The organism is Stenotrophomonas pictorum JCM 9942 (genome assembly GCF_001431585.1).
GTDB classification, from domain to species: domain Bacteria; phylum Pseudomonadota; class Gammaproteobacteria; order Xanthomonadales; family Xanthomonadaceae; genus Stenotrophomonas; species Stenotrophomonas pictorum.
Genome location: NZ_LLXS01000009.1, coordinates 18501 through 43282, shown reverse-complemented (window position 1 = coordinate 43282; position 24782 = coordinate 18501). Strand labels below are relative to the sequence as shown.

The 24782-nt window shown below is 64.2% G+C and carries 16 protein-coding genes; 3 read left to right on the top strand and 13 right to left on the bottom strand.

What is annotated here, in order from left to right; genetic code table 11:
• Nucleotides 1–114 precede the first annotated feature (114 nt).
• Together rlmB and ARC78_RS03960 are read left to right on the top strand one after the other, a co-directional pair.
• Nucleotides 115–861, top strand: a complete 747-nt coding sequence (gene rlmB / locus ARC78_RS03965; protein WP_054660104.1) for a 23S rRNA (guanosine(2251)-2'-O)-methyltransferase RlmB — start codon at nucleotides 115–117, stop codon at nucleotides 859–861.
• 615 nt (nucleotides 862–1476) lie between these two features.
• The gene (locus ARC78_RS03960; protein ID WP_057505789.1) at nucleotides 1477–4458 is read left to right on the top strand and encodes a ligand-binding sensor domain-containing diguanylate cyclase; all 2982 of its coding nucleotides are present in this window, start codon (nucleotides 1477–1479) and stop codon (nucleotides 4456–4458) included.
• Here the strand turns inward: ARC78_RS03960 and rnt are convergent.
• From rnt to ARC78_RS03895, 13 genes are all read right to left on the bottom strand, one after another.
• Nucleotides 4455–5063: a ribonuclease T gene (rnt, locus tag ARC78_RS03955; RefSeq protein WP_083468488.1), complete on the bottom strand. Its 609-nt coding sequence runs from the start codon at nucleotides 5061–5063 to the stop codon at nucleotides 4455–4457. The two genes, ARC78_RS03960 and rnt, sit on opposite strands and share 4 nt — an antisense overlap.
• A gap of 127 nt (nucleotides 5064–5190) precedes the next feature.
• Nucleotides 5191–6897 (bottom strand): group II intron reverse transcriptase/maturase, encoded by a 1707-nt coding sequence (gene ltrA / locus ARC78_RS03950; protein ID WP_054659289.1) that lies wholly within the window; start codon nucleotides 6895–6897, stop codon nucleotides 5191–5193.
• Between the two features lie 940 nt (nucleotides 6898–7837).
• A complete protein-coding gene (locus ARC78_RS03945; RefSeq protein WP_054659291.1) occupies nucleotides 7838–8590 on the bottom strand; it encodes an HvfC family RiPP maturation protein in 753 nt (250 codons plus the stop codon).
• Nucleotides 8583–9461 (bottom strand): HvfB family MNIO-type RiPP peptide maturase, encoded by an 879-nt coding sequence (locus ARC78_RS03940; RefSeq protein WP_484600217.1) that lies wholly within the window; start codon nucleotides 9459–9461, stop codon nucleotides 8583–8585. Before ARC78_RS03940 ends, ARC78_RS03945 begins: the two co-directional genes overlap by 8 nt.
• Nucleotides 9445–9795 carry an HvfA family oxazolone/thioamide-modified RiPP metallophore gene (locus ARC78_RS03935; protein WP_057505788.1) on the bottom strand — a complete coding sequence of 117 codons (351 nt, stop codon included), beginning with the start codon at nucleotides 9793–9795 and terminating at the stop codon, nucleotides 9445–9447. Before ARC78_RS03935 ends, ARC78_RS03940 begins: the two co-directional genes overlap by 17 nt.
• Before the next feature lie 107 nt (nucleotides 9796–9902).
• Nucleotides 9903–10610, bottom strand: coding sequence for a phosphate signaling complex protein PhoU (gene phoU / locus ARC78_RS03930; protein ID WP_057505787.1), 708 nt, complete (start codon nucleotides 10608–10610; stop codon nucleotides 9903–9905).
• Nucleotides 10611–10731: 121 nt separating this feature from the next.
• A complete protein-coding gene (pstB, locus tag ARC78_RS03925; RefSeq protein WP_057505786.1) occupies nucleotides 10732–11562 on the bottom strand; it encodes a phosphate ABC transporter ATP-binding protein PstB in 831 nt (276 codons plus the stop codon).
• A gap of 16 nt (nucleotides 11563–11578) precedes the next feature.
• On the bottom strand, nucleotides 11579–12445 hold the full coding sequence (gene pstA, locus ARC78_RS03920; protein ID WP_054657472.1) for a phosphate ABC transporter permease PstA: 867 nt from the start codon (nucleotides 12443–12445) through the stop codon (nucleotides 11579–11581).
• Nucleotides 12445–13413, bottom strand: coding sequence for a phosphate ABC transporter permease subunit PstC (gene pstC, locus ARC78_RS03915; RefSeq protein WP_054657474.1), 969 nt, complete (start codon nucleotides 13411–13413; stop codon nucleotides 12445–12447). The genes pstA and pstC overlap by 1 nt, the downstream gene beginning before the upstream one ends.
• A 146-nt stretch (nucleotides 13414–13559) precedes the next feature.
• On the bottom strand, nucleotides 13560–14648 hold the full coding sequence (gene pstS, locus ARC78_RS03910) for a phosphate ABC transporter substrate-binding protein PstS (RefSeq protein WP_054657476.1): 1089 nt from the start codon (nucleotides 14646–14648) through the stop codon (nucleotides 13560–13562).
• An 897-nt stretch (nucleotides 14649–15545) separates the two neighbouring features.
• Nucleotides 15546–16565, bottom strand: a complete 1020-nt coding sequence (gene pstS / locus ARC78_RS03905) for a phosphate ABC transporter substrate-binding protein PstS (protein ID WP_054657478.1) — start codon at nucleotides 16563–16565, stop codon at nucleotides 15546–15548.
• Nucleotides 16566–16916: 351 nt separating this feature from the next.
• The gene (locus ARC78_RS03900) at nucleotides 16917–21206 is read right to left on the bottom strand and encodes an ATP-binding protein (RefSeq protein WP_057505785.1); all 4290 of its coding nucleotides are present in this window, start codon (nucleotides 21204–21206) and stop codon (nucleotides 16917–16919) included.
• 184 nt (nucleotides 21207–21390) lie between these two features.
• Nucleotides 21391–22602, bottom strand: a complete 1212-nt coding sequence (locus ARC78_RS03895) for an OprO/OprP family phosphate-selective porin (RefSeq protein ID WP_054657484.1) — start codon at nucleotides 22600–22602, stop codon at nucleotides 21391–21393.
• A gap of 533 nt (nucleotides 22603–23135) precedes the next feature.
• Between ARC78_RS03895 and cls the strand changes: the two genes are divergently transcribed.
• Entirely contained in the window at nucleotides 23136–24401 is a 1266-nt protein-coding gene (cls, locus tag ARC78_RS03890) for a cardiolipin synthase (protein WP_057505784.1), read from the top strand.
• Nucleotides 24402–24782: the final 381 nt, after the last annotated feature.

The window sequence follows — 24782 nt, the reverse complement described above, 5'->3', positions numbered from 1 at the left end:
TGGCGGCTGCCGGCAGGCGGCCGCCCGTCGCGCGGTCCGCAGGCCGGTGGCAGCTGCGGGCCGGACCGAATGGGCCTACCATTGCCACCCCCCGTTTTTCCCCATGTGACGCCCATGAGCAAGCAGAACCAGTGGATCGTCGGCGTCAATGCCGTGGCTTCCTCGATTGAAAAAGACCCGGAGAATGTCCGCGAAGTGCTGATCGAGGCCGGCGCCAAGAATCCGCGTCTGGTGGAAATCGAGGAAGAAGCCCTGCGGAAAGGCATCGACGTGCGCAAGGTCAACGCCCAGGCACTGGGTGGCGTGGCCGGACAGGTCCGCCATCAGGGCGTGGTCGCCCGTTACGCCGCGCCCAAGCTGTGGGCCGAGAACGAGCTGGAAGGCCTGATCGAGGCCGCTGGCGGCAAGGCGCTGGTGCTGGTGCTGGACGAGGTGCAGGACCCGCACAACCTCGGCGCCTGCCTGCGCAGCGCGGCCGCTGCCGGCGTCACCGCGGTGGTGATTCCCAAGGACAAGAGCGCGCCGGTCAACGCCACCGTGCGCAAGACCAGCGCCGGTGCCGCCGACCGTATCCCGGTGGTGGCGGTGACCAATCTGGTGCGCTGTATCAAGGACATGCAGAAGCTGGGCGTGTGGGTGTACGGCTTGGCCGGTGAAGTGGACCAGACCATCCATCAGCTCGACCTGCGTGGCAATGTGGCGCTGGTGATGGGCGGCGAGGGTGATGGCCTGCGCCGGTTGACCCGCGAGACCTGCGATGGGCTGGTGCGCATCCCGATGCCGGGCGATATCGAAAGCCTCAACGTGTCGGTGGCCACCGGCGTGGTGCTGTTTGAGGCGGTGCGCCAGCGCCTGGTCTGAACCGCTCCGTTGCCACCCAAAGCCCCGCCATCAGCGGGGCTTTTTTATGGCTGCGACCGCGGTGCGCCGGTGCGAAGCCGCCACGGGCGCCTGCCGCGCCAGCTCGCCAGTGCATCCCCGGGTGCGGGTTTCTGCCGATACCCGAAGGGAGGGTGGGACGGGCGATCCGCGTGATCGCCTGGACAGGCAGCCTGCGCGATCACCGCCTGGGCTCTTACGTTTGCCGGTTAGCATCTGCCGGGCCAACAGGGGGCTGCCGGCGGATGGACGTGCCGCGATGGACGCGGTGCCAGCCGGCAGAGTCGGGCGATGGGGCATTCGCCATGTCCGGCCGCATTTTGATCTCTTCCCGAGCCGCCGTTCGCCGCTGCTGTCACGGTGGCGGGATGTCCCGTGGCCCGCGCGGCAAATGGGAATGGTTGCCGCCGGTCGCGGGCAAGTGGTGTAGGTTGAAGCTGTCGGAGGATGGCGGCGTTGTCGTTGCAGGCGCGCCGTGGCTTCCCCGGGACCCGGTATTCAGGGGCGCGCCAGGCCGGGGGCGCATGCAAGAGCAGATCGTCCACGATGGAATCGGAAACCGGTCATAAGGCTTACCTGGCAGACAGCGCAGGTCGTATGCGCTTGCCCGCCGGGCGGCGGGTAAGCGGCGCGTTGTCGTTGTTTCTGCTGTTGTTGATGGCCGCGTGGCCCGCCTGGAGCCAGTCCAGCCGCACCGCGCTGAACGATTACAGCCGCGACCTTTGGACCAGCCGCAACGGCCTGCCGCACAACACGTTGCGGGATATCGCGCAGACTCCTGACGGCCATCTATGGTTCGCCACCTGGGAAGGGCTGGCCCGCTACAACGGGCTGGATTTCACCGTGTTCGATCGCAACAGCCGTCCTCCCGTGCCGGACAACGGCATCGGCACCCTGTACGTGGACCGGGAGCGCGCGTTGTGGGTGGGGGATTCGCGCGGCAATGTCACCCGTTTCGACCAGAAGGGCCGTTGGCAGCAGTGGCGGCCGCCCCACGGCGATGCGCCGGCGGTCATGATCGAGGCCATGCACAAGGACAGCCGCGACCGGCTGTGGCTGCTGTATGAAGGCACCGGACTTGGCCGGCTGGACCCGGATGGCCGCTTCCATCATTTCCTGCCGCCGGCGGCGCTGCGCGATGCGGTCAATTTCACCCACATGGCGGTGGACGGGCGTGACCGGGTCTGGATAGGAACCTTCGACGGCCTGCTGTATCTGGATGTCGACGGCGTGATCAAGCGCGCGCCTGCCGCGTTCGATCTTCCGCCCGGTCTGGCCTGGCCCTATCTGGCACCGGATCACTCGCTGTGGGTGGTGGCGGCCGACCATCTCTACCGGATGGAAGGCGAGCATCTGGTACTCAAACACCGGCTTCCCGGCGTGGGCCAGCTCACCGAGATGCTGCTGGACCGCCACGGGGAGGTCTGGGTGGGGACCGAAAACAACGGGCTGTGGCGGTTGGGCGAAAAGGGCGCCGAGCATCTGCGCTCGACCGGGGCGCTGCTCGACTCGCGGGTCATCAGCCTGCTGGAGGACCAGGAAGGCAGCATCTGGGTCGGCTTGAATGGCGGTCTGTTGCGCCTGCGCGAGGCCCTGTTCAACAGCTACACCCATAGCGATGGACTCAGTGGCGATTTCATCCGCACGCTCACCGAAGATGCCAACGGGGCGCTGTGGATAGGCAGCAGCAGTGGCTTGGACCGGATGCTGCCCGATGGGCGGATCGAGCCGGTCGCCCTGCGGCCCGGCGAACGCCAGCCTTCGATACTGGCGCTGGCTACCGGGAACCGGGATGACGTCTGGATCGGCACCCGTGGCGAGGGCGTCTTCCATATCGACGACCGTGGCCGTGTGCAGCGGTACCGGCCCGGGGAGGAGGTGCCGCGTGGCAACTACCGGGCGATCGCGCTCGCGCCCGACGGCCGGGTGTGGCTGGGCTCGGCCCACGGGGTGCTGCAGCTGGAAAACGGGCGCGCCGTGCCGGTGGTGCTTCCGGGCATGCCGCGCACGGTGGTGCTGGCGTTGAGCTGGCTGGAAGACACCCTGTGGATCGGTACCACCGAAGGCGTGTGGCGCATGCAGGGCGGACGCGCCCAGAAGATCGATATCGCCAAACTTGGCGATGCGCGCGCCGTATACGGCTTCCGCCAGATTGACGATGCGGTGTGGATCACCAGCGACCGTGGTCTCTACCGCTACACCGGCAACGGCCTGGCGCACGTGGGGCTGCAACACGGGCTGCCGGTGGATACGGTGTTCGAGCTGGTGCCCGACGCGCTGGGCAATGTCTGGCTGAGCAGCAATCGCGGCATCTGGCGCACGGACGCGCAGCAGCTGCAGGCGGTGGCCGATGGCACGCGGCCCCGGCTGGAGGGGGTGATGTACCGCGAGATCGACGGGGTCGCCAGCGCGCAGGCCAATGGCAGCTCGGGGCCGGCGGCCGTCCGCCGGCGCGATGGCAGCATCTGGGTGGCTACCGCCGGTGGCGTCACCACGGTGCAACCGGCGGCATTGCAGCGCTTCCAGTCACGTCCGCCACCGACGGCGGTGATCGAAAACGTGCGGCTGGATGGCGAACCGCTGAACTGGCGCAGCGGCGAGGCGAAGATGATTCCCGGCGGGCTGCGGGTGGCGGTGAACTATGTCGGGCTCAGTTATCTGATGTCCGACCGGATCCGTTACCGCACCCGGCTGGAAGGACTGGAGCGTGACTGGGTCGAGCGCGGCAACCAGCGCGGCGTGGAGTATGTGGGCCTGCCGCCGGGCAACTACGCCCTGCACGTGTCGGCGGCGCATCCGGATGGCCGCTGGAGCGAGGGGGCGGCCCTGTGGCAGTTCACCGTCCAGCCGCTGTGGTGGCAGCGGCTGGATGTCCATTTCGCGGCGCTGCTGCTGGTGTTGTTGGCCTTGTATGCGCTGTTCCGCTACGTGATCCATCGTTACGAGGCCAACAACGCCCGTCTGGCGCGGCTGGTGGAGGAGCGCACCCACGATCTGAAATTGCAGGCCGACCACCTGCTGGCCGCCAACGAGGAAAAGAGCACGCTGGCCGAGCGTCTGCGCGAGCAGGCCGAGGCTTTCGAGCGGCAGGCGCGGGAGGATGCGCTGACCGGGCTGGCCAATCGCCGCGCGTTCGACCAGACCCTGGCGCGCGAGATGACCCGGTCCTCGCGCAATGGCCAGCCGCTGTCGCTGGTGGTGCTGGATATCGACCACTTCAAGAACGTCAATGACACCTGGTCCCACGGCGTCGGCGATGAAGTGTTGCGCAAGGTTGGCCGTCTGCTCCGCAGCGGCTGTCGCGAATCGGACCTGGCGGCGCGGCTGGGCGGCGAGGAATTCGCACTGATCCTCAGCGACACGCCGCTGGCGGAGGCCCTGCGCATCAGCGAGCGGCTGCGCGAGCTGTTCCACGCGCAGCCGGACTGGGCCGATATCGCCGGGCTGCACCTGACCTTCAGCGCCGGCGTGGTGCAGCTGGGCGCGGCCGATCAGGCCCCGGAACAGCTGTACGCACGCGCGGATCTGGCCCTCTACCGGGCCAAGAGTGAAGGCCGCGACCGCATCTGCGAGGGTTAACGGGAGAGGGCGCCCAGCGGCGACGACGGCCACGCATTGACGATCTTGCAGAACAGGCGCGCGGTCTGCTCGGTGTCGTAGACCGCGCTGTGGGCCTCGTTGGCGTCCCAGTCGAAGCCGGCGGCCTGCACCGAACGGGCCAATACCGTCTGGCCGTAGGCCACGCCTGCCAGGGTCACCGTATCGAACACGCTGAACGGATGGAACGGGTTGCGCTTGTGGCCGCTGCGGGCGACGGTGGCATTGACGAAGTTCAGATCGAAGTGGGCGTTGTGGCCGACCAGGATCGCGCGTTGGCAGTGGTACTTCTTCATTGCCGCGCGCACGGGTGCGAACACATGTTCCAGCGCCTCGCGTTCGGGCTTGGCCAGGCGGAACGGGTGATCGAGCACGATGCCGGTCACTTCCAGCGATTTGGGATCGATCTCGGTTCCTTCGGCCGGAATCACGTGCGCGCTGGCGGTCTGGCCGGGATAGAGCAGGCCGTTTTCGTCCATTTCCACCGGGACCGCGGCAATTTCCAGCAAGGCGTGCCGGGTGCAGTCGAAGCCGCCGGTTTCCACGTCCACCACGACGGGCAGGAAACCGCGGAAGCGCTGCGCCATCGGCGTGAAAGCGGGTCGGGGGGCCGAGGGCTCAACGTGTTCATGTCGGGTGGGAGGGCTCACTTGCATGAGCCCCCCCCCCTAAGAACCGTACGTGCGAGTTTCCCCGCATACGGCTCAAGCCTGATTAAAGCCTCCGTGGGGAGGCCGGCTTCACAACGTTCAAACCAAGTTGATGGACTCGGGAATGACATATCGGGTGCAGAAGAACGCGGTTGGCCAGTGTATCCGACCCACCCATCGCCCTGTAGACGATGTGATGGTCGTGCCACCCGGTTTCCCGCGTTATCGCCCCACCACACAATGCACAGCACCCGGCTTGTGATCGGAACAGGGTCGTCCATTGCGTCCGGTGGCGCCTGCTGTGCAGCAGGCGCTGTTGGCGCAGGGTTTCCCCGTACTTCTCATGTTCCGGATTGAAGGGGTTGTAGCTCCCCTTCACCTTCTCGTGCCTGCGGATCGGCGTGTCGGCCAGCTTCAGTAGCGTTGCTGTCCGCCATTTTCCGTTGTTGTCCATCTTTGGCGCGGCAAATATCCAGTTCCGAAGTTCAACCGAGTGGAAATACTTCTTCCTGATCCAGTCCATCCTCTTCCCCGGGTGCCGCCGTTTGCTCCATCGCCAGATCGCCCGGAACAGCAGGTGATCCATGCGACTGAACGCCTTCTTGGCTACTGCAGGACTGTGGTAGTTCGCCCAGCCTCGCAGCATCGGGTTCAGCAGGGCGATCAACTCCCCCTGCCTTGCCGTTTTGTGTCCACTGATGACCTCCTTCGCTTTGCGATAGAACGTTTGCACGTTCTTATTGCTCGGCGTTATGAGTAGTTTTCCCGCGTATTTGCGGAAGTTCCACCCGAGGAAATCGAACCCGTCGTCGATGTGCACGATGTGCGTTTTCTCCATGGATAGTTCCAGCCCTCGCTCCTTGAGGAACTTTTCCACCCATGGCTTCACTTCCTGTTCCAGCAGCTCTTTTGATTTGCCGGTGATCACGAAGTCATCCGCATACCGCACCACATTCACTTTGAGTCTCTTGGCCTTTGTCTTGCCCACCTGCGCGATGAGATGCGCGTGCAGACCTGATTCCAGCCCATTCAGTGTCACGTTTGCCAATGTCGGGCTGATGATGCCGCCCTGTGGCGTCCCTGCTTCGGTCTTCTGAAGCAGGCCCTTGTGGATGACTCCGGCCTTCAACCACTTCCCGATTACCACGCGATCCATGCGGACGTTGCGCAGCAGCCAGTCGTGGTTGATCCAGTCGAAGCACCCCTTGATGTCAGCCTCCAATACCCATTCGGCGGATGCTTTCCGGGACAAGGAGACGAACAGCTGGCCCATGGCATCGTGCGTCGAGCGGTTGATCCGGAAGCCGTAGCTGTTGGGATCGCTGCTTGACTCACTTACCGGTTCCAGTGCCAGCAAGTACAACGCCTGCATGGCCCGATCCAACATCGTCGGGATGCCCAGCGGACGTTCCTTGCCATTGGCCTTGGGGATGAAGACACGACGCAAAGGCTTGGGCTTGTAACCCCGCCGCTGCATCTTGCCTATCGCTTCCACGCGGGCTTCTGGTTCCTTCCAGATTTCCTTGTCGATCCCTGGCGTTCTGGAGCCTTGGTTTTCTGTCACTCGTCGTACGGCCATTGCCTTGCCGCAGTACGAGCGGGTCAGCCAGCGTTGCAGGGCTTTCACCTTGCGCCATTGGCCTTCCTGCGTTGCCTTCGCGATACGGACCTGTATTCCCCGCACATTCCTTTCCACCCGGCGCCAGTCGATCTGGTGCCAGTTGTCAGGGACGCGGGAACGCGCAGGCCCACAAGGTGTGGTCACTCTCATGCTTCGTTCCTTCCGTTGAATAACCACGGCCGAAGGCACAGAGCGTCCCCGAAAGGGCGTCATGCGCCCGGTCGGGGTCAAGTGATGTGGACGAGTCTTCCGTCCACATTGGTGAGGTCAATCAGGTGTTACGCGAGTACAGACCAGTCGGAAGTGGGCGTATCCGGTCCATTACAGACCGGCATTTGCTTTCTCCGACCTCCCTTACCCGCATTCCCCACAGCCTTCCTTGCAGTCGGCCTGCCCGGAGGGCAGGAATACGGGCTTACCACGTTCCTTGTAGATCACACGACTAAGGTAGGGCCTATCTATTCGCCGATGGCTCTTCTTGGTGACGCATCCCGTCGATGAAGCGGAATGACCAGCCATAGAATGCCCGTTAGCAGCTTGAGCATTTTCCTATTCGCGACGTTTATCGATAGTTCACAAAAGTTGCCCATTTCAGCCAGCCTCGCCCCTCATCCGGTCTGCTGCTACCGGAATCTGCGCGAAAACCTCGCGGTTGTTGCGCCCCTTGCGGGGGACTTGTTCAGTGGGCTTCGCACCCCTCCGTTGCCAGAGACGCACGCCACTTCAGGCTATTGGTGGTCACACACCAAGTCCAACTTCCTGTCATCCAGACAGGCAGGACAATGATCCACAAGACACAGGTTCGCGTGGTGAGAATGTCAGCTTCTTGCAAGCTAACTTATTGAAACACAAGGACACGACAGGTCGTGTGGGATTTCCATGCACGACAAACCCTGCCCTTGCGGCGGAGTCTGACGGTGCTACCCGACTCCGCTTGCGGATTTCAGTAGGCCCCCGAAGGGGTAGGTGAGTAAGGAGTATTAAAGGCACTCAGACCTAGGGACGACGCGAACCTTCGTGTCGCACTCATCGCAATAGGGTAGCAGAGCACTTTGCCTGGCCGTGCGCTGGTGGCTGAAGCGCGCGCGGCTCAGGCCGGCGTGGTGGTGCCGACAATGCAGCCGCTGGTGGCCAGTTGCCGCAGCATCGCCGCGGCATTGTCCAGGAACGTCGCGTCCGGGTGGACCCCGGCCTCTGCCGCCAGCTCCTGCAGGTGCTGGCGGCCACACTGTCGCGGCAGCTGCTCCAGCCGTTCCAGCAGCCGGTACAGCAAGGGCGACAGCTGCGAAAAGACAATCGCGCCGTCGGGCTGGCGGCGTGCCAGCAGCAGCGTGGGCTGCGCCGGCGCTTGCAGCGGCTGGTAGCCCGGGGCGATGCGGTGCACCGGCCAGGTGTAGGCCAGCGCCCGACACCATGGTGAAAGCACCGGCACCTGCGCCAGCAGATCACCGGCCGGGTCATGCGCGGGCAGCGGCGCATCGCTGATCTTCAGCGCCAGCTCGATCCATTCGTAGTGGGCCAGCTCCAGCAGCCACGGCGCATCGGCGCGGACGGGCTGCTGGTCGAGGAAGTGGATGAACTCCTGGCCGATCTCGGGGAACAGCGGGGTGTGGGCACGATGCTCGCGGCAGAACGCGCGCACCAGCGGCAGCCAGCGTTCCTCACCCAGCGTGCCGGCGATGACCGGGAAATTGGCCGCCAGCAGGCTCTGGATGTTGTTGAAATACAGCTCGCGATAGACCTGCAGGCGGCGCGGATCGATCTGCGCCGGGGGCGGTTGCCGCTGCGGGTCACGCAGGTGCGCGGCAAAGCGGAACTGCAGCTCGCGCAGGGACTCAGCCATGGGCGTAAACCGCACCCGCATCGGCCGCCTGTTGCAGCTGGCGGATCTGGTCCACTTCGGCCAGCAGCGCGGCCAGCGGCGGAAAGTTGAAATCCCGCTCCAGCAGGGTCGGGCGCACCCCATGCAGCGCATAGGCGTGGCCCAGCAGCGCCCACACCTCGTCCTTCACCGGCATGCCGTGGGTGTCGATCTTCAGATCCTGCGCCTCATCGTGATGGCCGGCCACGTGATAACTGGCAATGCGTGCCGAGGGCAGCGTGGCCAGGAACGCATGCGCGTCATAGCCATGGTTGATGGCGTTGACGTAGACGTTGTTCACATCCAGCAGCAGCTCGCAGTCGGCCTCGTCCAGCACCGCGTTGATGAAGCCGGCTTCATCCATCCCGGCGCCCGGCACGGCGTAGTAGGAGGCGTTCTCCACCGCGATGCGGCGGCCGAGGATGTCCTGGGTCTGGCGGATGCGCGCGGCCGCGTGCTGTACCGCTTCCTCAGTGAATGGCAGCGGCAGCAGTTCGTACAGATGGCCGTCATCGCTGCACCAGCTCAGGTGCTCGCTGTACAGGGTCACGCGGTGGCGGTCGAGAAACTTGCGGGTACGGGCGAGAAAATCCACATCCAGCGGGGCCGGGCCCCCCAGCGACAGCGACAGGCCATGACAGCTCAGGGGATGTCGTTGCGACAGCTCGGCCAGCGCCTCGCCCAGCCGGCCGCCAACACCGATCCAGTTGTCCGGTGCGCATTCGAGGAAATCAAAAGAACCTGCCGGCGCACTCAGCAGCGCATCCAGCAACGCGCGGCGCAGGCCCAGTCCCGCACCGGCCGGCACCGGCCAGTGCGGGTGGGATGCGGATGACTCAGTGGCTGCCGCCACACTTGCCCTCGCCGCACTTGCCTTCGGCATGCGCCTTGGCGGCGCCGGCGGCCTTGTCCGCGGCCTTGGCGTCGGCGTCGGTGTTCTTGTCCTTGCTGGCGCCGCACTTGCCCTCACCACACTTGCCTTCGGCGGTGTGCTTGGCCTTTGCATCTTCGGTCTTGGCGGTTTCGGCGGTGGCCTGCTGCCCGGCGGTCGGCGGGGTCTGCGCGGTGGCGCCCAGCGCGTAGCCCTGGGCCAGGTCGGTCATGGCGAAGGCGGGCGCGGCCCCCAGGCTGCCGAGCAGCGCGGCACCGAGGGCGAGTGAGGTGGACTTGCGGATGTCGATGGCCATGGTCGGGGTGTCTCCGGTATCGGCTTGGGCCGGGGGAGGTCGGAGCTTAGCAAGCGCCTGCCGAAAAAAGCGTTAGCTTTCCACGACGACAGGCGCATGACCGCCGATCAGACGTGGTCGACAGTGCTGGTCTCATCGCGCTTCTCGCGCGGGGGCAGCGGCTGCTCGCCCTTGACCAGGAACCACACGTTCTCGGCGATGTTGGTGGCATGGTCGCCGATGCGCTCCAGGTTCTTGGCCATGAACAGCAGGTGCGTGCACGGGGTGATGTTGCGCGGGTCTTCCATCATGTAGGTGAGCAGCTCGCGGAACAGCGCGGTGTACTGGGCGTCCAGGCGGGCGTCATCCTCGCGCAGCTTCAGCGCGGCCTCGGCGTCGTTGTCGCGGTAGGCGTCCATGGCGCGCCGTACCTGCTGCGCGGCCAGCCGACCCAACGCGCGCAGGCCCTGGATCTGCGGCAGCGGCGGCACCGCGACCAGCGCGATGGAACGCTTGGCGACGTTGGCGGCGTAATCGCCGATGCGCTCGATGTCGGCCGGAATACGCAGGCCGGCCAGGATCTCGCGCAGGTCGCGCGCCATCGGCCCGCGCAGCGCCAGCCGCATCACGTCATGGCTGATCTGCTGCTCGAGCTGGTCGATGGCCTCGTCATTGGCGACCAGGTGCAGGGCGGCCTTCTCGTCGCGGCGTTCGATCACATCCAGCGCGGCTTCGAGCTGGGCCACGGACATTTCGCCCATGCGCAGGATTTCGGCCACCAGACGCTGCTGTTCCTCGTCGTAGCTCTTGACGATGTGGTCGTTGGGAAGATTCATGGAATGCTCGCTGGTTGCAGGTGCCGGGAGTGGCAGGGGCAGGGCGTTCGAGGTGCGGATGTCGCCGTTCACGGACGGGCGTCGGGCAGGCCGCGCGGCAGTGCCGCGCCGGTGGCCGGCCTCAGCCGAAGCGACCGGTGATGTAGTCCTCGGTCTGCTGCTTGGAGGGGTTGGAGAAGATCACTTCGGTGCGGTCGTGTTCGATCAGGTCGCCCAGGTACATGAAGGCGGTGTAGTCGGACACGCGCGCGGCCTGCTGCATGTTGTGGGTGACGATGGCGATGGTGTAATCGTTCTTCAGTTCCTCCACCAGCTGCTCGATGCGGCTGGTGGAGATCGGGTCCAGCGCCGAGGTCGGCTCGTCCAGCAGCAGCACGTCCGGGCGCAGCGCCACCGCGCGGGCGATGCACAGGCGCTGCTGCTGGCCGCCGGACAGGCCCAGCGCGCTCTGGCCCAGCTTGTCCTTCACTTCGTCCCACAGCGCGCCCTGGCGCAGCGCCTGTTCCACGCGCACGTTCATCTCGGCCTTGGACAGCTTCTCGTGGTGGCGGATGCCGTAGGCCACGTTCTCGAAGATGGTCATCGGGAACGGCACCGGCTTCTGGAACACCATGCCGACCTTGGAGCGCAGGCGGTTCATCGGGTACTTGGGCGAGAGGATGTTCTCGCCGTCCAGCAGCACTTCCCCGCGCGCTTCGAGCTTGGGATACAGCGCGTAGATGCGGTTGAAGATGCGCAGCAGGGTGGACTTGCCGCAGCCGGAGGGACCGATCAGCGCGGTGACGCGCTTTTCCGGAATCTCCAGGTGGATGTTCTTCAGCGCATGGAACTTGTCGTAGTAGAAGTCCAGGCCGCGCGCGGCGAGCTTGACCGGCGCCGGGGTGTGCAGCGACTGGTGGGCGGCGGGCACGGCGATGCGCTGCATCGGCACGGCGTTGGTGAGGTCGTTCATGGGAAGGTCCATGGGATCAGTCGTTTGAAATGCGGTTGCGCAGCAGCAGACCGCGCGCGGAGAGGCTGACCAGCAGCACGAACACGGTCAGCACCAGGGCACCGGCCCAGGCCAGCACCTGCCAGGATTCATACGGGCTGCCGGCGAACTGGTTCATCACCACCGGCACCGAGGCCATCGGCTGGAACACGTTGGAGTTCCAGTACTGGTTGCCGAAGGCGGTGAACAGCAGCGGCGCGGTCTCGCCGGAGATGCGGGCCAGGGCCAGCAGGATGCCGGTGACGATGCCGGCCATCGCGCTGCGGTAGAGCACCTGCATGATCACCTTCCACTGCGGCACGCCCAGCGCCAGCGCGGCCTCGCGCATCTGCACCGGCACCAGCCGCAGCATCTCGTCGGTGGTGCGGATCACCACCGGCAGCACGATGAAGGCCAGCGACAGCGCGCCGGCAAAGGCCGAGAACTGGCCGCCGGTCTGCATCACGTACAGCGTGTAGACGAACAGGCCCAGCACAATCGACGGTGCCGACAGCAGGATGTCGTTGACGAAACGCACCACGGTGCCGGCCTTGCGCGCATTGCCGTACTCGGCCAGCCAGGTGCCGGCGGCCACGCCCAGGGGGGTGCCGATGGCGATGGCCAGGGCGCACATCACCGCACTGCCGAAGAAGGCGTTGAGCAGACCGCCTTCCTGCATCGGCGGCGGTGTCATCTGGGTGAACAGGTTGAGGTTGATGCCGGGCAGGCCCTTGGACAGCAGCGTCCACAGGATCCAGCCCAGGAAGAACAGGCCGAACACCGCCGTGGCACAGCCCAGGAACAGGGCCACGCCATTGGTGATGCGGCGGCGCAGGTACAGCGAATCGGACGAGGTGGCGGACATCAGTTGCCCTCCTTGCGGGACAGGCGCATCAGCATCAGGCGGGCGATGGCCAGCACCACGAAGGTGACGATGAACAGCACGAAGCCGAGCAGCAGCAGCGCCGAGCGGTAGGTTTCGGTGGCTTCACCGAAGTCGTTGGCGATCAGCGCGGCGATGGTGGTGCCCGGCTCCAGCAGCGAGGGGGTCAGGCGCACGCTGTTGCCGATCACGAAGGCCACCGCCATCGTCTCGCCCAGGGCGCGGCCTAGGCCCAGGAACACACCGCCGATCACCGCCGAGCGGGTGTAGGGCAGGACGATGTCCCAGCTCACTTCCCACTTGGTCGAGCCCAGCGCGTAGGCCGATTCCTTCAGCCGCGTGGGCACGGTGAGGAACACCTCGCGCATCACCGAGGAGATGAAGGGGATGACCATGATCGCCAGCACGAAGCCGGCGGTGAGCATGCCGATACCCAGCGGCGGGCCCTGGAACAGCGGACCGATCAGCGGCAGGGTGCCGAGGTGGTCGTTGAGGAACGGGGTCACGTACTCGGTCATCACCGGCACCAGCACGAACAGGCCCCACATGCCGTAGATGATCGAGGGAATACCGGCCAGCAGTTCGATGGCGGTGCCGACCGGGCCGCGCAGCCAGCGCGGCGCCACTTCGGTCAGGAAGAAGGCGATGCCGAAGCTCACCGGCACCGCGATTAGCATCGCGATCAAGGCCGTGACGATGGTGCCGTAGATCGGCGCGAGCGCACCGAATTTGTTCTCGACCGGGTTCCAGTCGGCCGAATAGAAAAAGCTCAGGCCCTGCTCCTGCAGGGCATGACGGCCGCCCCACAGCATCGACAGCGCGGCGCTGGCCAAGGCGACCAGCACCAGGATCACCGTGGCGATCAGGAACCAGCGGAACAGCCGGTCGTTGCGGGCATCACGCAGATCGCGCGAGCTGGGCGGAACTAGGGTCGGTGCGATGGCATTCATGGCAGCGGCGGGGGCCCAAGAGGATGCGGTGGTGTTTCTGTCCCCGGGGGCGGGGAGTACATATCGTTGAGGTCGTTGTCCCCGTCTGCGCGGGGATGACGCAATGACAAAGGCGGACGCACCGGTGGTGCGTCCGCGTCATTGCGTCACTTGAACTCGCTGGCCCAGTAACTTTCGATCTGCGTCACCAGCTCGGCCGGCAGCGGCACGTAATGCAGTTCGTTGGCCTGGGCCTGGCCGCTCTCGAAGGCCCACTTGAAGAACGCGCGGGTATCGGCGCTGCGCTTGGCATCCTTGGGCTGCTTGTGCATCAGCATGAAATTGGTGGCGGTGATCGGCCACGCATTGGCGCCCGGGGCGTTGGTGATGACCAGGTTGAAATCCTTGGCGTTGGCCCAGTCGGCGCTGGCCGCGGCGGCGGCAAAGGTGTCGGCGGTCGGCTGCACCCAGTTGCCGGCGGCGTTCTGCATCGAGGCGTACGGCATATTGTTCTGCAGCGCGTAGGCCAGCTCGACGTAGCCGACCGAACCCTTGATCTGCTTCACGTAAGAGGCCACCCCTTCATTGCCCTTGCCACCGACGCCGTCCGGCCACTGCACCGAGGTGCCTTCGCCGACGCTGTCCTTCCACTGGCCGCTGACCTTGGACAGGTAGTTGGAGAAGTTGAAGGTGGTGCCCGAACCGTCGGAGCGGTGCACCAGGGTGATCTTGGTGTCGGGCAGCGGCACGCCCGGGTTGGCTTCGGCGATGGCCTTGTCGTTCCAGGTCTTGATCTTGCCCAGGAAGATGTCCGCCAGCAGCGGGCCGGTCAGGCGCAGCTGGCCCGGCTGCAGGCCTTCCAGATTCACCACCGGCACCACGCCGCCGATCGCCGACGGGAACTGGCCCAGGCCAGCCTGCGCCAGCTCTTCGGTGGAAAGCGGCTTGTCGGAGGAACCGAAGTCCACGGTGCCGGCCTTGATCTGGGCGATGCCACCGCCCGAGCCGATGGACTGGTAGTTGATTTTGGCGCCGGTGGCGGCGTTGTAGTCGGCCGACCACTTGGACACCAGCGGGAAGATGAAGGAGGCGCCGGCGCCGGAGATTTCGACGGACACCTTGTCACCGGCGGCGGCAGCGCCGGTGGCGGCGTTGTCCGGGGTGGAAGCGGCCTGGTTGCCCGCGCCAACGCAGGCCGACAGGCCCAGCGCGATGGCCAGCGAGAGGGCGGCAAGACCGGTCGTGTGCAGCTTCATGGGTCACTCCATAGCGGGGCAGATGCCGGCAGGGCCAGCGGATGAGGCTATGAAATGATGTTTTTGTTACAGCCTGATTACACCGCCGAAAGAATCTGAAATCCCCTATGCCGGCAAGGACTTGCCGGGCAGGAGCGCGGCGCTCGCCGGGACGGGGCGCGGCCGGTGGTTGGTGTGCTGCCGGAGCGGGCGGACCGGGAGAGGACCGGGTGGGGACCGGACGGATGGACGCCGCTGCTGTAACCGAGGGTGGGCGAGCGCCACCGCCGCCGCTGGAAGCCGGTGTCCCGCCATCGGGTGCGGCGGGTTTGCACCAAAAAGGGGCAACGATGGCACTTGAAACGGCATCGATGCCGCTTTTTTCGCCATCGATGCCACTTTGACCGGCAACGTTGCCCCTTTTTGGGGCATCACTGCCGCTTTTTTCGGCACGCTTGCCCCTTTTTGGGGCATCGATGCCACTTTTTTCGGCAACGTTGCCCCTTTTTGGGGCAACGATGGCACTTGAAGTGGCAACGATGCCGCTTTTTTCGGCATCGATGAGACTTCTGTCTCAAAACAAGGCGCTTTTCGGCCCTTCAACAGGGACAGGAACGCGACGCGGACAGCGCCGGGGCAACCCCAAACCGCCGGGAACTGCTTCTGACGTCGCCCGTCGATGGCCCGAAGGGGGCCGCCAACGAAGGCGGCAATCCCAAACCGCCGGTAGCGGCTTCTGATATCGCCCGTCGATGGTCCGAAGGGTTGCCGCTGCGGGCGGCGGAAACCAAAACCGCCCCGAAGGGCGGCCTGGTGGTGGATGCGGCGTCCGTGCCGACCCGCCGGGGAAGGGAGAGGGCTTCCCCGGCGGGGCCGGTGGCGCAGGCGGCGAGGGAGAGGGTCTCGCCGCCGCACTCCTCAGTAGCGGACGTTCTGCTGCCAGTAGCTTTCGATCTGGCGCACCAGCGAGTCCGGCAGCGGCACGTAGTCCAGCTGGCGGGCCTGCGCATCGCCGTTGGCGTAGATCCAGCGGAAGTACTCCACGGCCGCCTTGGCACCTTCGGCGCTCTTGGGCTGCTTGCGCATCAGGATGAAGTTGGTGGCGGTGATCGGCCAGGACTGCTCGCCCGGGGCGTTGGTCATCACCAGGTAGAAGTCGCGGGCGTTGGCCCAGTCGGCGCTGGCGGCCGCGGCGGAGAACGTCTCGTCACGCGGCTGCACGAAGTTGCCGGCGGCATTCTTCATACGCGAGAAGGTCAGGCGGTTCTGCAGCGCGTAGGAGAACTCGACATAGCCGATCGAACCCTTGATCTGCTTGACGTAGGCGGCCACGCCCTCGTTGCCCTTGCCACCGATGCCGACCGGCCACTGCACCGAGGTGCCTTCGCCCACGGTGGTCTTCCAGTCGCCGTTGACCTTGGACAGGTAGTTGACGAAGTTGAAGGTGGTGCCCGAACCGTCGGAGCGGTGCACCACGGTGATCTTGCTGTCCGGCAGAGTCAGGCCGCCGTTGAGCGCGACGATGGCCGGATCGTTCCACTTGGTGATCTTGCCCAGGAAGATGTTGGCCAGGGTCGGGCCGTCGAGCTTCATCGCACCGGCGTCCACACCCGGCACGTTCAGCACCGGCACCACGCCGCCGATCACCGAGGGGAACTGCACCAGGCCCGAGGCGGCCAGGTCTTCGGGCTTGAGCGGCGCATCGGAGGAGCCGAAGTCCACGGTGTTGGCCTTGATCTGGGCGATACCGCCGCCCGAGCCGATCGACTGGTAGTTCACGCGCTTGCCGGTGGCGGCGCTGTAGTCGGCCGACCACTTGGACATGACCGGATAGATGAAGGAGGCGCCGGCACCGGTGATATCGGCAGCGTTGGCGGCGAACACGGAGGACGCGGCGAGGATGGCGACAGCGGCGCGCGATTTGATGGCGTGGATCACGAAAGGCTCCTGGGAGGGTGAGGTGCGGTAGGTCCGCCCGGCGCCTATTCCATAACCATTGGATGACAACGCCGCGTCTGTCATATGACGCGCCTGTGACAGCGGCGCGGGTCGCTCAGGACATGGTGTGCAGTGCGTCCGGCAGCGGAGGGGGCGGTTGTTCTTGTAGGGATAAGTTGGCCGCTTGGGGCCAACTCGTGCAGCCAATGAGTCCTTAAGTTGTCCGCCCGGGGAGGCCGCAGCCCCGGTTTTTTTGGAGCGGCAGTTGCCAGCCCTAGGAAAGAGCCACCCGCGCCGCGAGCGGCAATTTCCTGCCTGAAGCGGCCATCTGACACTGTTTTTTCAGGGGCACTACGTCTTTCCTCTGGGGCGCAGGTCAAGACCCCTGACGGCAACGAACGCCCCATACCCCAAGCTAGCCGTCAATGCCTTCGCTTCGGCGTCTAAGAGGGCTACTACCTCTTCGAACTCCATCCTGTTTCCGGTATCTGGATCCTTCCAGGATCGATCTGTCCTGATCGATATCAACAAACAGCCAACGCGCCGGTGCTCGGGCGACATGTACTTCCCCACCAGCTGCAAGTGGAGTGCACTCCGAAGATCGGAAAAGGTATAACCTTTTTCGCCGATTTTGAGCTCGATCACTGCTTCCAGATGTGCTGCAGTAGAGGCTAGGCGGATATCGGACTCTTTCTCATCGCCCGTTACGGCCTCTTGATTGACCAGATAGGCTCCCCTGGCCATTTTCTGGAATTCTGCCGCCAGCGAACGGCGCAGCAATCGTTCAATGCTGATTGTTGCCCAGAGCTCCCGTGGTGACGCGTCCTGGAGCAGGAGATCTTCGATGTCAGCAAGCCTTGTGTCGAGCAGGGCTGCCATCTCCACGCGGCTGATTGGCGAGAAATCGTGCTCACGTTCCAACCTCACAACCTCGGCCTCGCTCAGAACGACGGCATCCCAGTCTTCCGCCAACTTCTCCAAGGCAATTGCCCTGATGCGGTCGCGATAATGCGAAACTTCGGGGTCCTCGGCGAACTGCATCTTGATGTCCCATGCTCCGGGTCCCGTGATGCCCAATAGCGAATTCCCCAGTACGCTCCGGACGCGCTGCGCATGGTCCCGATGACCAGGCGAGTAGACACCGTCATGATTCAGGTCGTCCTCGAGCCTGATGTGCCGATTGGCTAGCCTGACGAGCCGCAACAGCAGCTCGGGCGACGCCTCGAACTTGGACAAATCCAGATCGGATTCGTGGCCGAACAGTGACGAGAACCAACCGACGACTTGCGAATGCTGTGCAGGCAAGATTGAGCTGGCTAGCCGCTCCATTTCTTCAACGCATATCGCAGGATCCAAGCGGGCAAGGATCGGGAGCCAGAACTGGGTTTCTAACGGTGCGGGGGTTCCCTGCAACTTCGATCGTCCTTTTGCCCACATGTAGGCGGTGTCTTGGCCATCTCCATGATCGAGAAGAAGCTTCGTTGCGCGCCCCACTTTGTCGGCCTCCAAGATGGAAGCATCTCCCTTGGCAAGCAAATCCTTCAACCAAGACCTGATGCGTACGAGAAACAGTGTGATGACCGCGGGGGATGCATGGGAGATGTCCTGTAGGAGCATCGAGTGCTTCGCATCCACATCCTCCAACTCATCCAGGAGTTCCTTCCCGATCATTGCTTCCACAACGGCTGGATGTACCCGCGCAAGCGCATCGAGCCAAGGGGGTAGCCGATTCAGATCCAGCAATGCATAACGGCAAGCGAGATCTGCTTCTTCCGCGGTGAGCTTGGATGCCCAAGTGGCGCTTTCAGACTCCGCATAGAGGCCTGCAAGACCCGTGCGCCATCGCATCAGATAGCTGTTGCGCTGGTCAACAGGCCGCTCTGACTGCAGGGTGGGACGGTCCTTGCGCCACGCTGCCGCGAGCGCGCCCCTGAAGCGATCCACCATATCCTTGTCGAACGCGCGCTCGATGAACCCAGGGTTCCATCCGGAGAACGAGTGATCCTGAGTATCCTTCTCCATGGTGCGCCAGAGGTTCCAACTGGTGTTGTCGACGCGATCGTCTGAAAAAGCCGCTCCGGGATCATTGTTCAGCTCTCGCCAAAACAGCTTCCAGCTGGCAAGATTCTTGGCGTGCCTTCTTTGGGATTTTTCCCTGCGCGTTTCACTCTCTATCTGCCATGTAGGCTTGGGACCTGGGTTCTCCACGGCACTAAGAAACTCTTTGGCGCGGACCTCCAGTGCTTCGCTGTCGCGGGACATTGCTACGAGTTGCTTCAGCCATGCTAGGCGATCCGGGTGGTCACCCGAGTAGCGAAGGGAGGTTTCCAAGGCTAGCTCGCGATTCGCAAGCGGCTCGGAGGTATCGGAGAGCGTGCTCAGAAGCCAGTCGGCATCCTTTTGAAGTTCGATTTGGTATGCACCATGCAACTCGAACTGATGGAAGCGAAAGAAAGGTTCGCAGTCGTCCTTTGGGTAGTGCTCTCTGACCAGACGGTCACTGGCCCAGAACACGTCGGCGCGAACCTCGCTTGGCGCGGCGGTGAGGACAGCCCTCAGAGTCTTGGTGTCTTCGGTCGCGTCATGATCCGATTTCGCCAGCAACCCGGCAAGCGCGACGGCATCGAAGAGATCGGAGCCGGTTTCTCCCATCTCTAGCCGGCGCCGGCTGGCGACCAGCAACGCAGGCACTAGATCCTGACGACCGGATGTGACTCGATAGTGCTGGTCGTGCCAGCGGCAACTGTTGGATACCAGTTCTGCCAGTCGGTGTTGCAGCTCCGCCCAAGCAGTAGGCTCCAACTTCGCCTTGGCGATTGCCAGCGGCAGCATGGTTGAGATGCCCCCGATCTCACGCAATTTTGGAGAGAGACGTGCAAGCGTCTTGACGAGTTGCGGAACCGATAAGTGCCGGGGAAACAGGTGATAGATGACAGATTGCGCCAGATCCTCAGGCCAATCTGGCGATGAGACGGCGATCAGATCTAGCAATGCCGATAGGCGCGAATCCTGGAGTTCCGCGAGCGCCAGAAGCCCATTCAAACGATCGCGCGCATCGTTGTCTGGATCGGTGGCAACGCCATAGGCGATGTCTGCACACCCTGTCATCTGTCCAGCGCCGATCAATTCAAGCAGCGTCTCCCGAACCTCGGGATTCCTAACACCGCCAGCCCACAGGGAGGCGATGACCTCGTTGAGATCGTTTGTGGCTAGGCGTTGGACCTGCAGATTCGGAATCCCCTGACCTCTCCAGCCTCCAGCGCCGTACATGTGAACGTATCGCTCCAACGCCTGCGTCCGCAGCGTCAGGTTCAATGAGCCGGGGTCGCCATGTCGCAGCAGAACGCTCGGCTCATGATCGAGTAGTTCGGCGCGAACCGTAGAAATGTGGGGCGCCAGCCAAGCCACAACGGGCTGCAGCGAGGGCTTGACGATCCGCTGGCCCTCCGGTGTTGTCGCGAACAGCAGGCGCATCAATGCCCGGATCGGAAGTCCGCGATCCACGAGCAATTTGAGCCGTTCCGCCGCTAGGAATTCGACGATGGATCGATTGTGGAATCGAACTCGCCCATAGGTTGCGAAGCCGAACAGGGGGCGTTCGAGCAGCGTTTTCACCTCATCGTCTGACCAGTCGTCCAGGATCTTGGCCGGGTCCAGGGGGGCGTCCCCTCGGCCGCGGTCATCGTCGCTGCTGTGCCAGAGCGTAAATTTTCGCGAGAGGAGGCAAGCCAAGGCCAATCGAGCTGCCCCGTCGCGTACCCGTTGTGGCGGCAACTGCGTTCGTTCCGGCCGGTCGCCGCGGGCCCGAAGCTTGATATCGATGCTGCTATCCACTTGCTCGCGGTGGGTTCGAATGCGTCCATGCAGCTTCCAGTCACCACAAAGCTCCAGAAAATCTAACGGACGCTTAGCGAAGTCGTAAGCATGGTGGGCATTGACGGCGTCGAGCAGCTCATCCGGGTCACCCACGCCTTGGGCAACTGCGAGTGCACGCATCTGCTTCGCGTCCAATGCCGACAGGGCGACAAATCGCCATTCCGGCGTTGATCGCTTGACCGACTTGTCTTTGTTCACGCTCATCGCCACGTTGGCGAAGTAGTCCTCGGGTACGAACACATCCAGAGGTGGTTGAACCGGGAGCCGCTTTCGAACGACATTCAAGTCGAATGTGGTCGGGCGCGTCGTCAGAACGATGCACGTTCGCTCAAGGTTGTCGCCTAAGGTCGCGGCGAACTGCTTGAGAGTCGTTTCAAAAGAGCGCTGGGTGAGCTTCAACTCGTCGACCGAGTCCAGGAAAAAGAATGCGCGTTCGGTCTGCGCTACTTTCCAGTTGTCGAAGCGCTGCCTCTCTTCGGTGGAGAACTGCCTTTCCAGCGGGTCCGTCGCCAGCGTGGCCAACTCCACAAAGAACGCCGATCGGCCTTCCTCCCAAAGCCTTTGCTGTTGGCGCTGGCACTCGTATGTCTTGCCCATGCCTGCTTCAGAGACGATCAGAATGCGCTCGGAATCCAGTAGGGTAGACCAGTCAGCCCTTCCGCCAATGGCGAGATCAGCCAAGAGCTCAGCAGTCTCGATTTGGGTGTTTTCATCGGTGGGTAGATCAAAAAAGGTGCGATTTAGCTCTTGGCAAGTCGTCGCCATGGGTCAAGTGATAAGAGGGATACCGTAGATAGTATCCGCAGGGCTTCGTGGTTGTAGGTGCAGCGTGCGATTGACCTTCATCGAGCATCACGGGGCGGGCGCCACTCCCGCCGAAGCCACCGGCCGGAAACAACGAACGCCCCTTGCGGGGCGTTCGTGTCACAGCACCGCGGGCGGCAACGGCTTACCAGAAGAACTGCAGGCGGGCTTCCAGGATGTTGGGCTTGTCGCTGACAAAGCCGCGCGCGCTGGAGCTGTACTTCTTGCTGTCCACCATCACGTAGTTCAGCGAGGCCTTGAAGTTGGAGCGCCAGTACCAGTTGGCGCCCACGGTCCAGACATCCATCTTGCCGCCGAGCACGCCATCCACCAGCGGTGCGCCGCCGACCATGGCCGGGGCACGCAGGCCACCGTCGTTCAGATCGATGTGATCGAAGCGGGCGCCGAGCTGCCACATGCCACGGCCCGGGTCATTGGGCAGGCCCAGACCCGGGGTGCCACCCTTGTAGCTCCAGGTCTCACCGGTGACGTTCCACACGCCGCTGAGGTAGTAACCGTCGCTGGTGTAGTTGTCGTGGTCATAGCGCTTGACCTTGGCGTTGAAGTACTCGGCCTGCGCCTTGAACGGGCCCTGCACGTACATGGCTTCGGCGCCGAGGGTGCTGATGCGGTCGCTGTCCTTCATGTCGCCGGTGTCCACCAGGCGCACGGTGGCCAGGTCGGCATTCGGGCGGGCGCGCAGACGCAGGGTGTCGGCGTCGGTGTCGTAGTCGGCGTAGCTCAGGCCGAAGTGCAGGATGTTGCCCTTGTCGTTGATCGGGGCGAACGTGCCGCGCAGGCCGTAGCCGCTGCCGTGGGCCAGATCGCGGGTCAGCTCGCGGCCGAAGGCCGAGGCGGTGACCGACCAGTTGCTGTCACCGAGGCCATAGCCCACACCCAGGCGGCGGGCGACGGCGTAGGTATTGGTGACGGTGGCCTTGGAGATGAAATCGTTGTTCTTGGTGCTGGAGAGTTCTTCCAGGCTGTTGGGCTGCTTGTACTGGCCAACCTGCAGGTAGTGGTTGCTGTTGCCGCCCAGCTTGTACTTGGCGTTGGTGTCCAGGAACTTGTCGGCCTTGGCGTCGTAACCGACCACCCACTCGATGTTGCCCGGGCCCTTGCCCTTGAGCACCAGCTCGGCGCGACGCAGTTCGAACTCGCTGTCCTTGCCGTTCTTGCCAGTGCTGCCGTTGAGGTCGGCGCGGTCGTTGTCGAACCAGTTGCCGTCGGCCTGCACCAGACCTTCGAAGGTGATTTCGGAACCGCCGATGACGTCGATGGCGACTTCCGCGTGGGCGACCGGTACAAACAGCGCCGCAGCAACGGCTGCAGTGAGGAGCTGGCGATGCAGTTTCATGAGTGGAGGGCCTTGCAGGCGGGTTGAGGATGCAGCGAAGGCTAGGGCGTAAAGATTGCGTAAATGTGACAGTTCGGCAACGCCGCACGTCCCCGCCGGACAGGCGCCACGGTATTGGGACGCGCCGCTGTTACCGCGCCGTGTCGCGCAGATGGCAGTGATACCTGCGCATTCAGCGGGAGCAATGCGGGCATTGCGCGGGGAGCGCGGAAACGTCGGAAGGCGAGGCGGGGACCGTCCCATTTGATCAACAACAGGCCCGGGGTGGGCCATCCGGGCCGCCGCCGGGAACGCTATGCGCCCCCGTTGCGTGGCTCCGCCAGTGACGCTTCTGGCTGTTGCAGCCCTGCCATCCGGGCGGACGAGACGGCCTCCAGTTACAGGGGGGCGCAGCCATCATGGGCGTGCAAACAACCGCCGGGTTTCGCTGTTCGGCACCGGGCGGCTTCACGCACAGCTGATCCGGCCTGCAGTTAGTTTGTTGGCTTCCCACGTGGGACTGCCCCATGGCCAAACGCTGGAGCCGAAAACGCATGGTCTGGACGATCGTGACCACCGCCCTGATTACGCTGCTGTTGGCGGTGGTGGCGATGAATTTCAAAACCTCGGAGAAGAAGCTCGAGCGCAGGATCGAGCATCTGTACGCGGCCGACAGCCCGCAATTTCGCAGGGAAATGGGTGTGTTGCTCGGGCCCGGGCTGATACCGGGCAACCGGGTCACCGATCTGGAAAACGGTGACGAGATTTTCCCGGCGATGCTGGAGGCGATCCACTCGGCGCAGAAGACGATCACTTTCGAAACCTATATCTATTGGTCCGGGCAGATAGGCCAGGAGTTTGCAGATGCCCTGGCCGAGCGCGCCCGTGCAGGCGTGCAGGTCAAGGTGATGGTGGACTGGGTGGGCAGCCTGAAGATGGACACCCGTCTGCTGGATCAGATCCGCGACGCCGGCGCCGAGGTGCACCAGTACCGTCCGCTCAAGTGGTACAACCTGGGGCGCCTCAACAACCGTACCCATCGCAAGCTGCTGGTGATCGACGGCAAGCTGGGTTTCACCGGCGGGGTAGGCATTGCCGACCAGTGGAGTGGACATGCCCAGGACGGCGAACACTGGCGCGATCTGCACTTCAGGATAGAGGGCCCGGCGGTCGCACAGATCCAGGCCGCCTTCAACGACAACTGGATCAAGACCACCGGCCAGGTGCTCAACGGAGCGGACTATTTTCCGCCGCTTGTGCCTGCCGGGGAGATGGACGCCCACATGTTCGTGGCATCGCCTGCCGGCGGCAGCGAGAGCATGCATCTGATGTACCTGATGGCCATTGCGGCGGCCGAGCACACCATCGACCTGCAGGCGGCATATTTCGTGCCCGATGAGTTGATCATCAAGGCGTTGATCACCGCCCGCCACCGGGGGGTACGGGTGCGCGTGACCTTGCCCGGCAAGCACATCGACTCCGAGACCGTCCGCCTGGCCTCGAAGGCGCATTGGGGCGAGCTGTTGCTGGCCGGCGTGGAGATCTACGAATACCAGCCCACGATGATGCACAACAAGCTGCTGATCGTGGATGGGGTGATGAGTTCGGTGGGGTCCACGAACTTCGATGTACGCAGCTTCCGGCTCAACGACGAAGCCAGCCTCAACGTGTACGACGCCGCCTTTGCCGCACGCATGACCGACGTGTTTGATGCCGACCTGGAGCACACGGTGCGATACACCTACGCCATGTGGGAGCAGCGGCCCTTGAAGGAGAAGTTCATGGAGAAGTTCATCCTGCCGATCAAATCGCAGCTGTGATCCGGCGGCCGCTGTTGTGGCGCCGGTAGGCACTGGCGGGTCCCTGGCGCGCTTTGCCTGGGGGCGCCCGGGGGGATGTGCCGGTGGCTTCGTCTGGAGGAGCTGCTGTCCGGCTGGTGATGAGGGGGCCGGGATGGTCGGTAGGAGAGCGGCGCAGAGGGGGAGGCCGCGTCCGACCCACCGCAGACCTCCGGAATCCTCAGATTCTTGATCCGGCCCGTCCTCGGGAAAGGCCGGTGGTGGGTTCGCGCGGGAAGACGGTAGGGCGCCCGGCTTGTGCTGCGCGGATGAGGGGGATTCAGGCAGATACCCGCTCGTTGCTCGCGAGCGGTCGGCTCACACCGTTGGATCGGGCGGCGGGCAGGGGGGCACCTGCAAGGA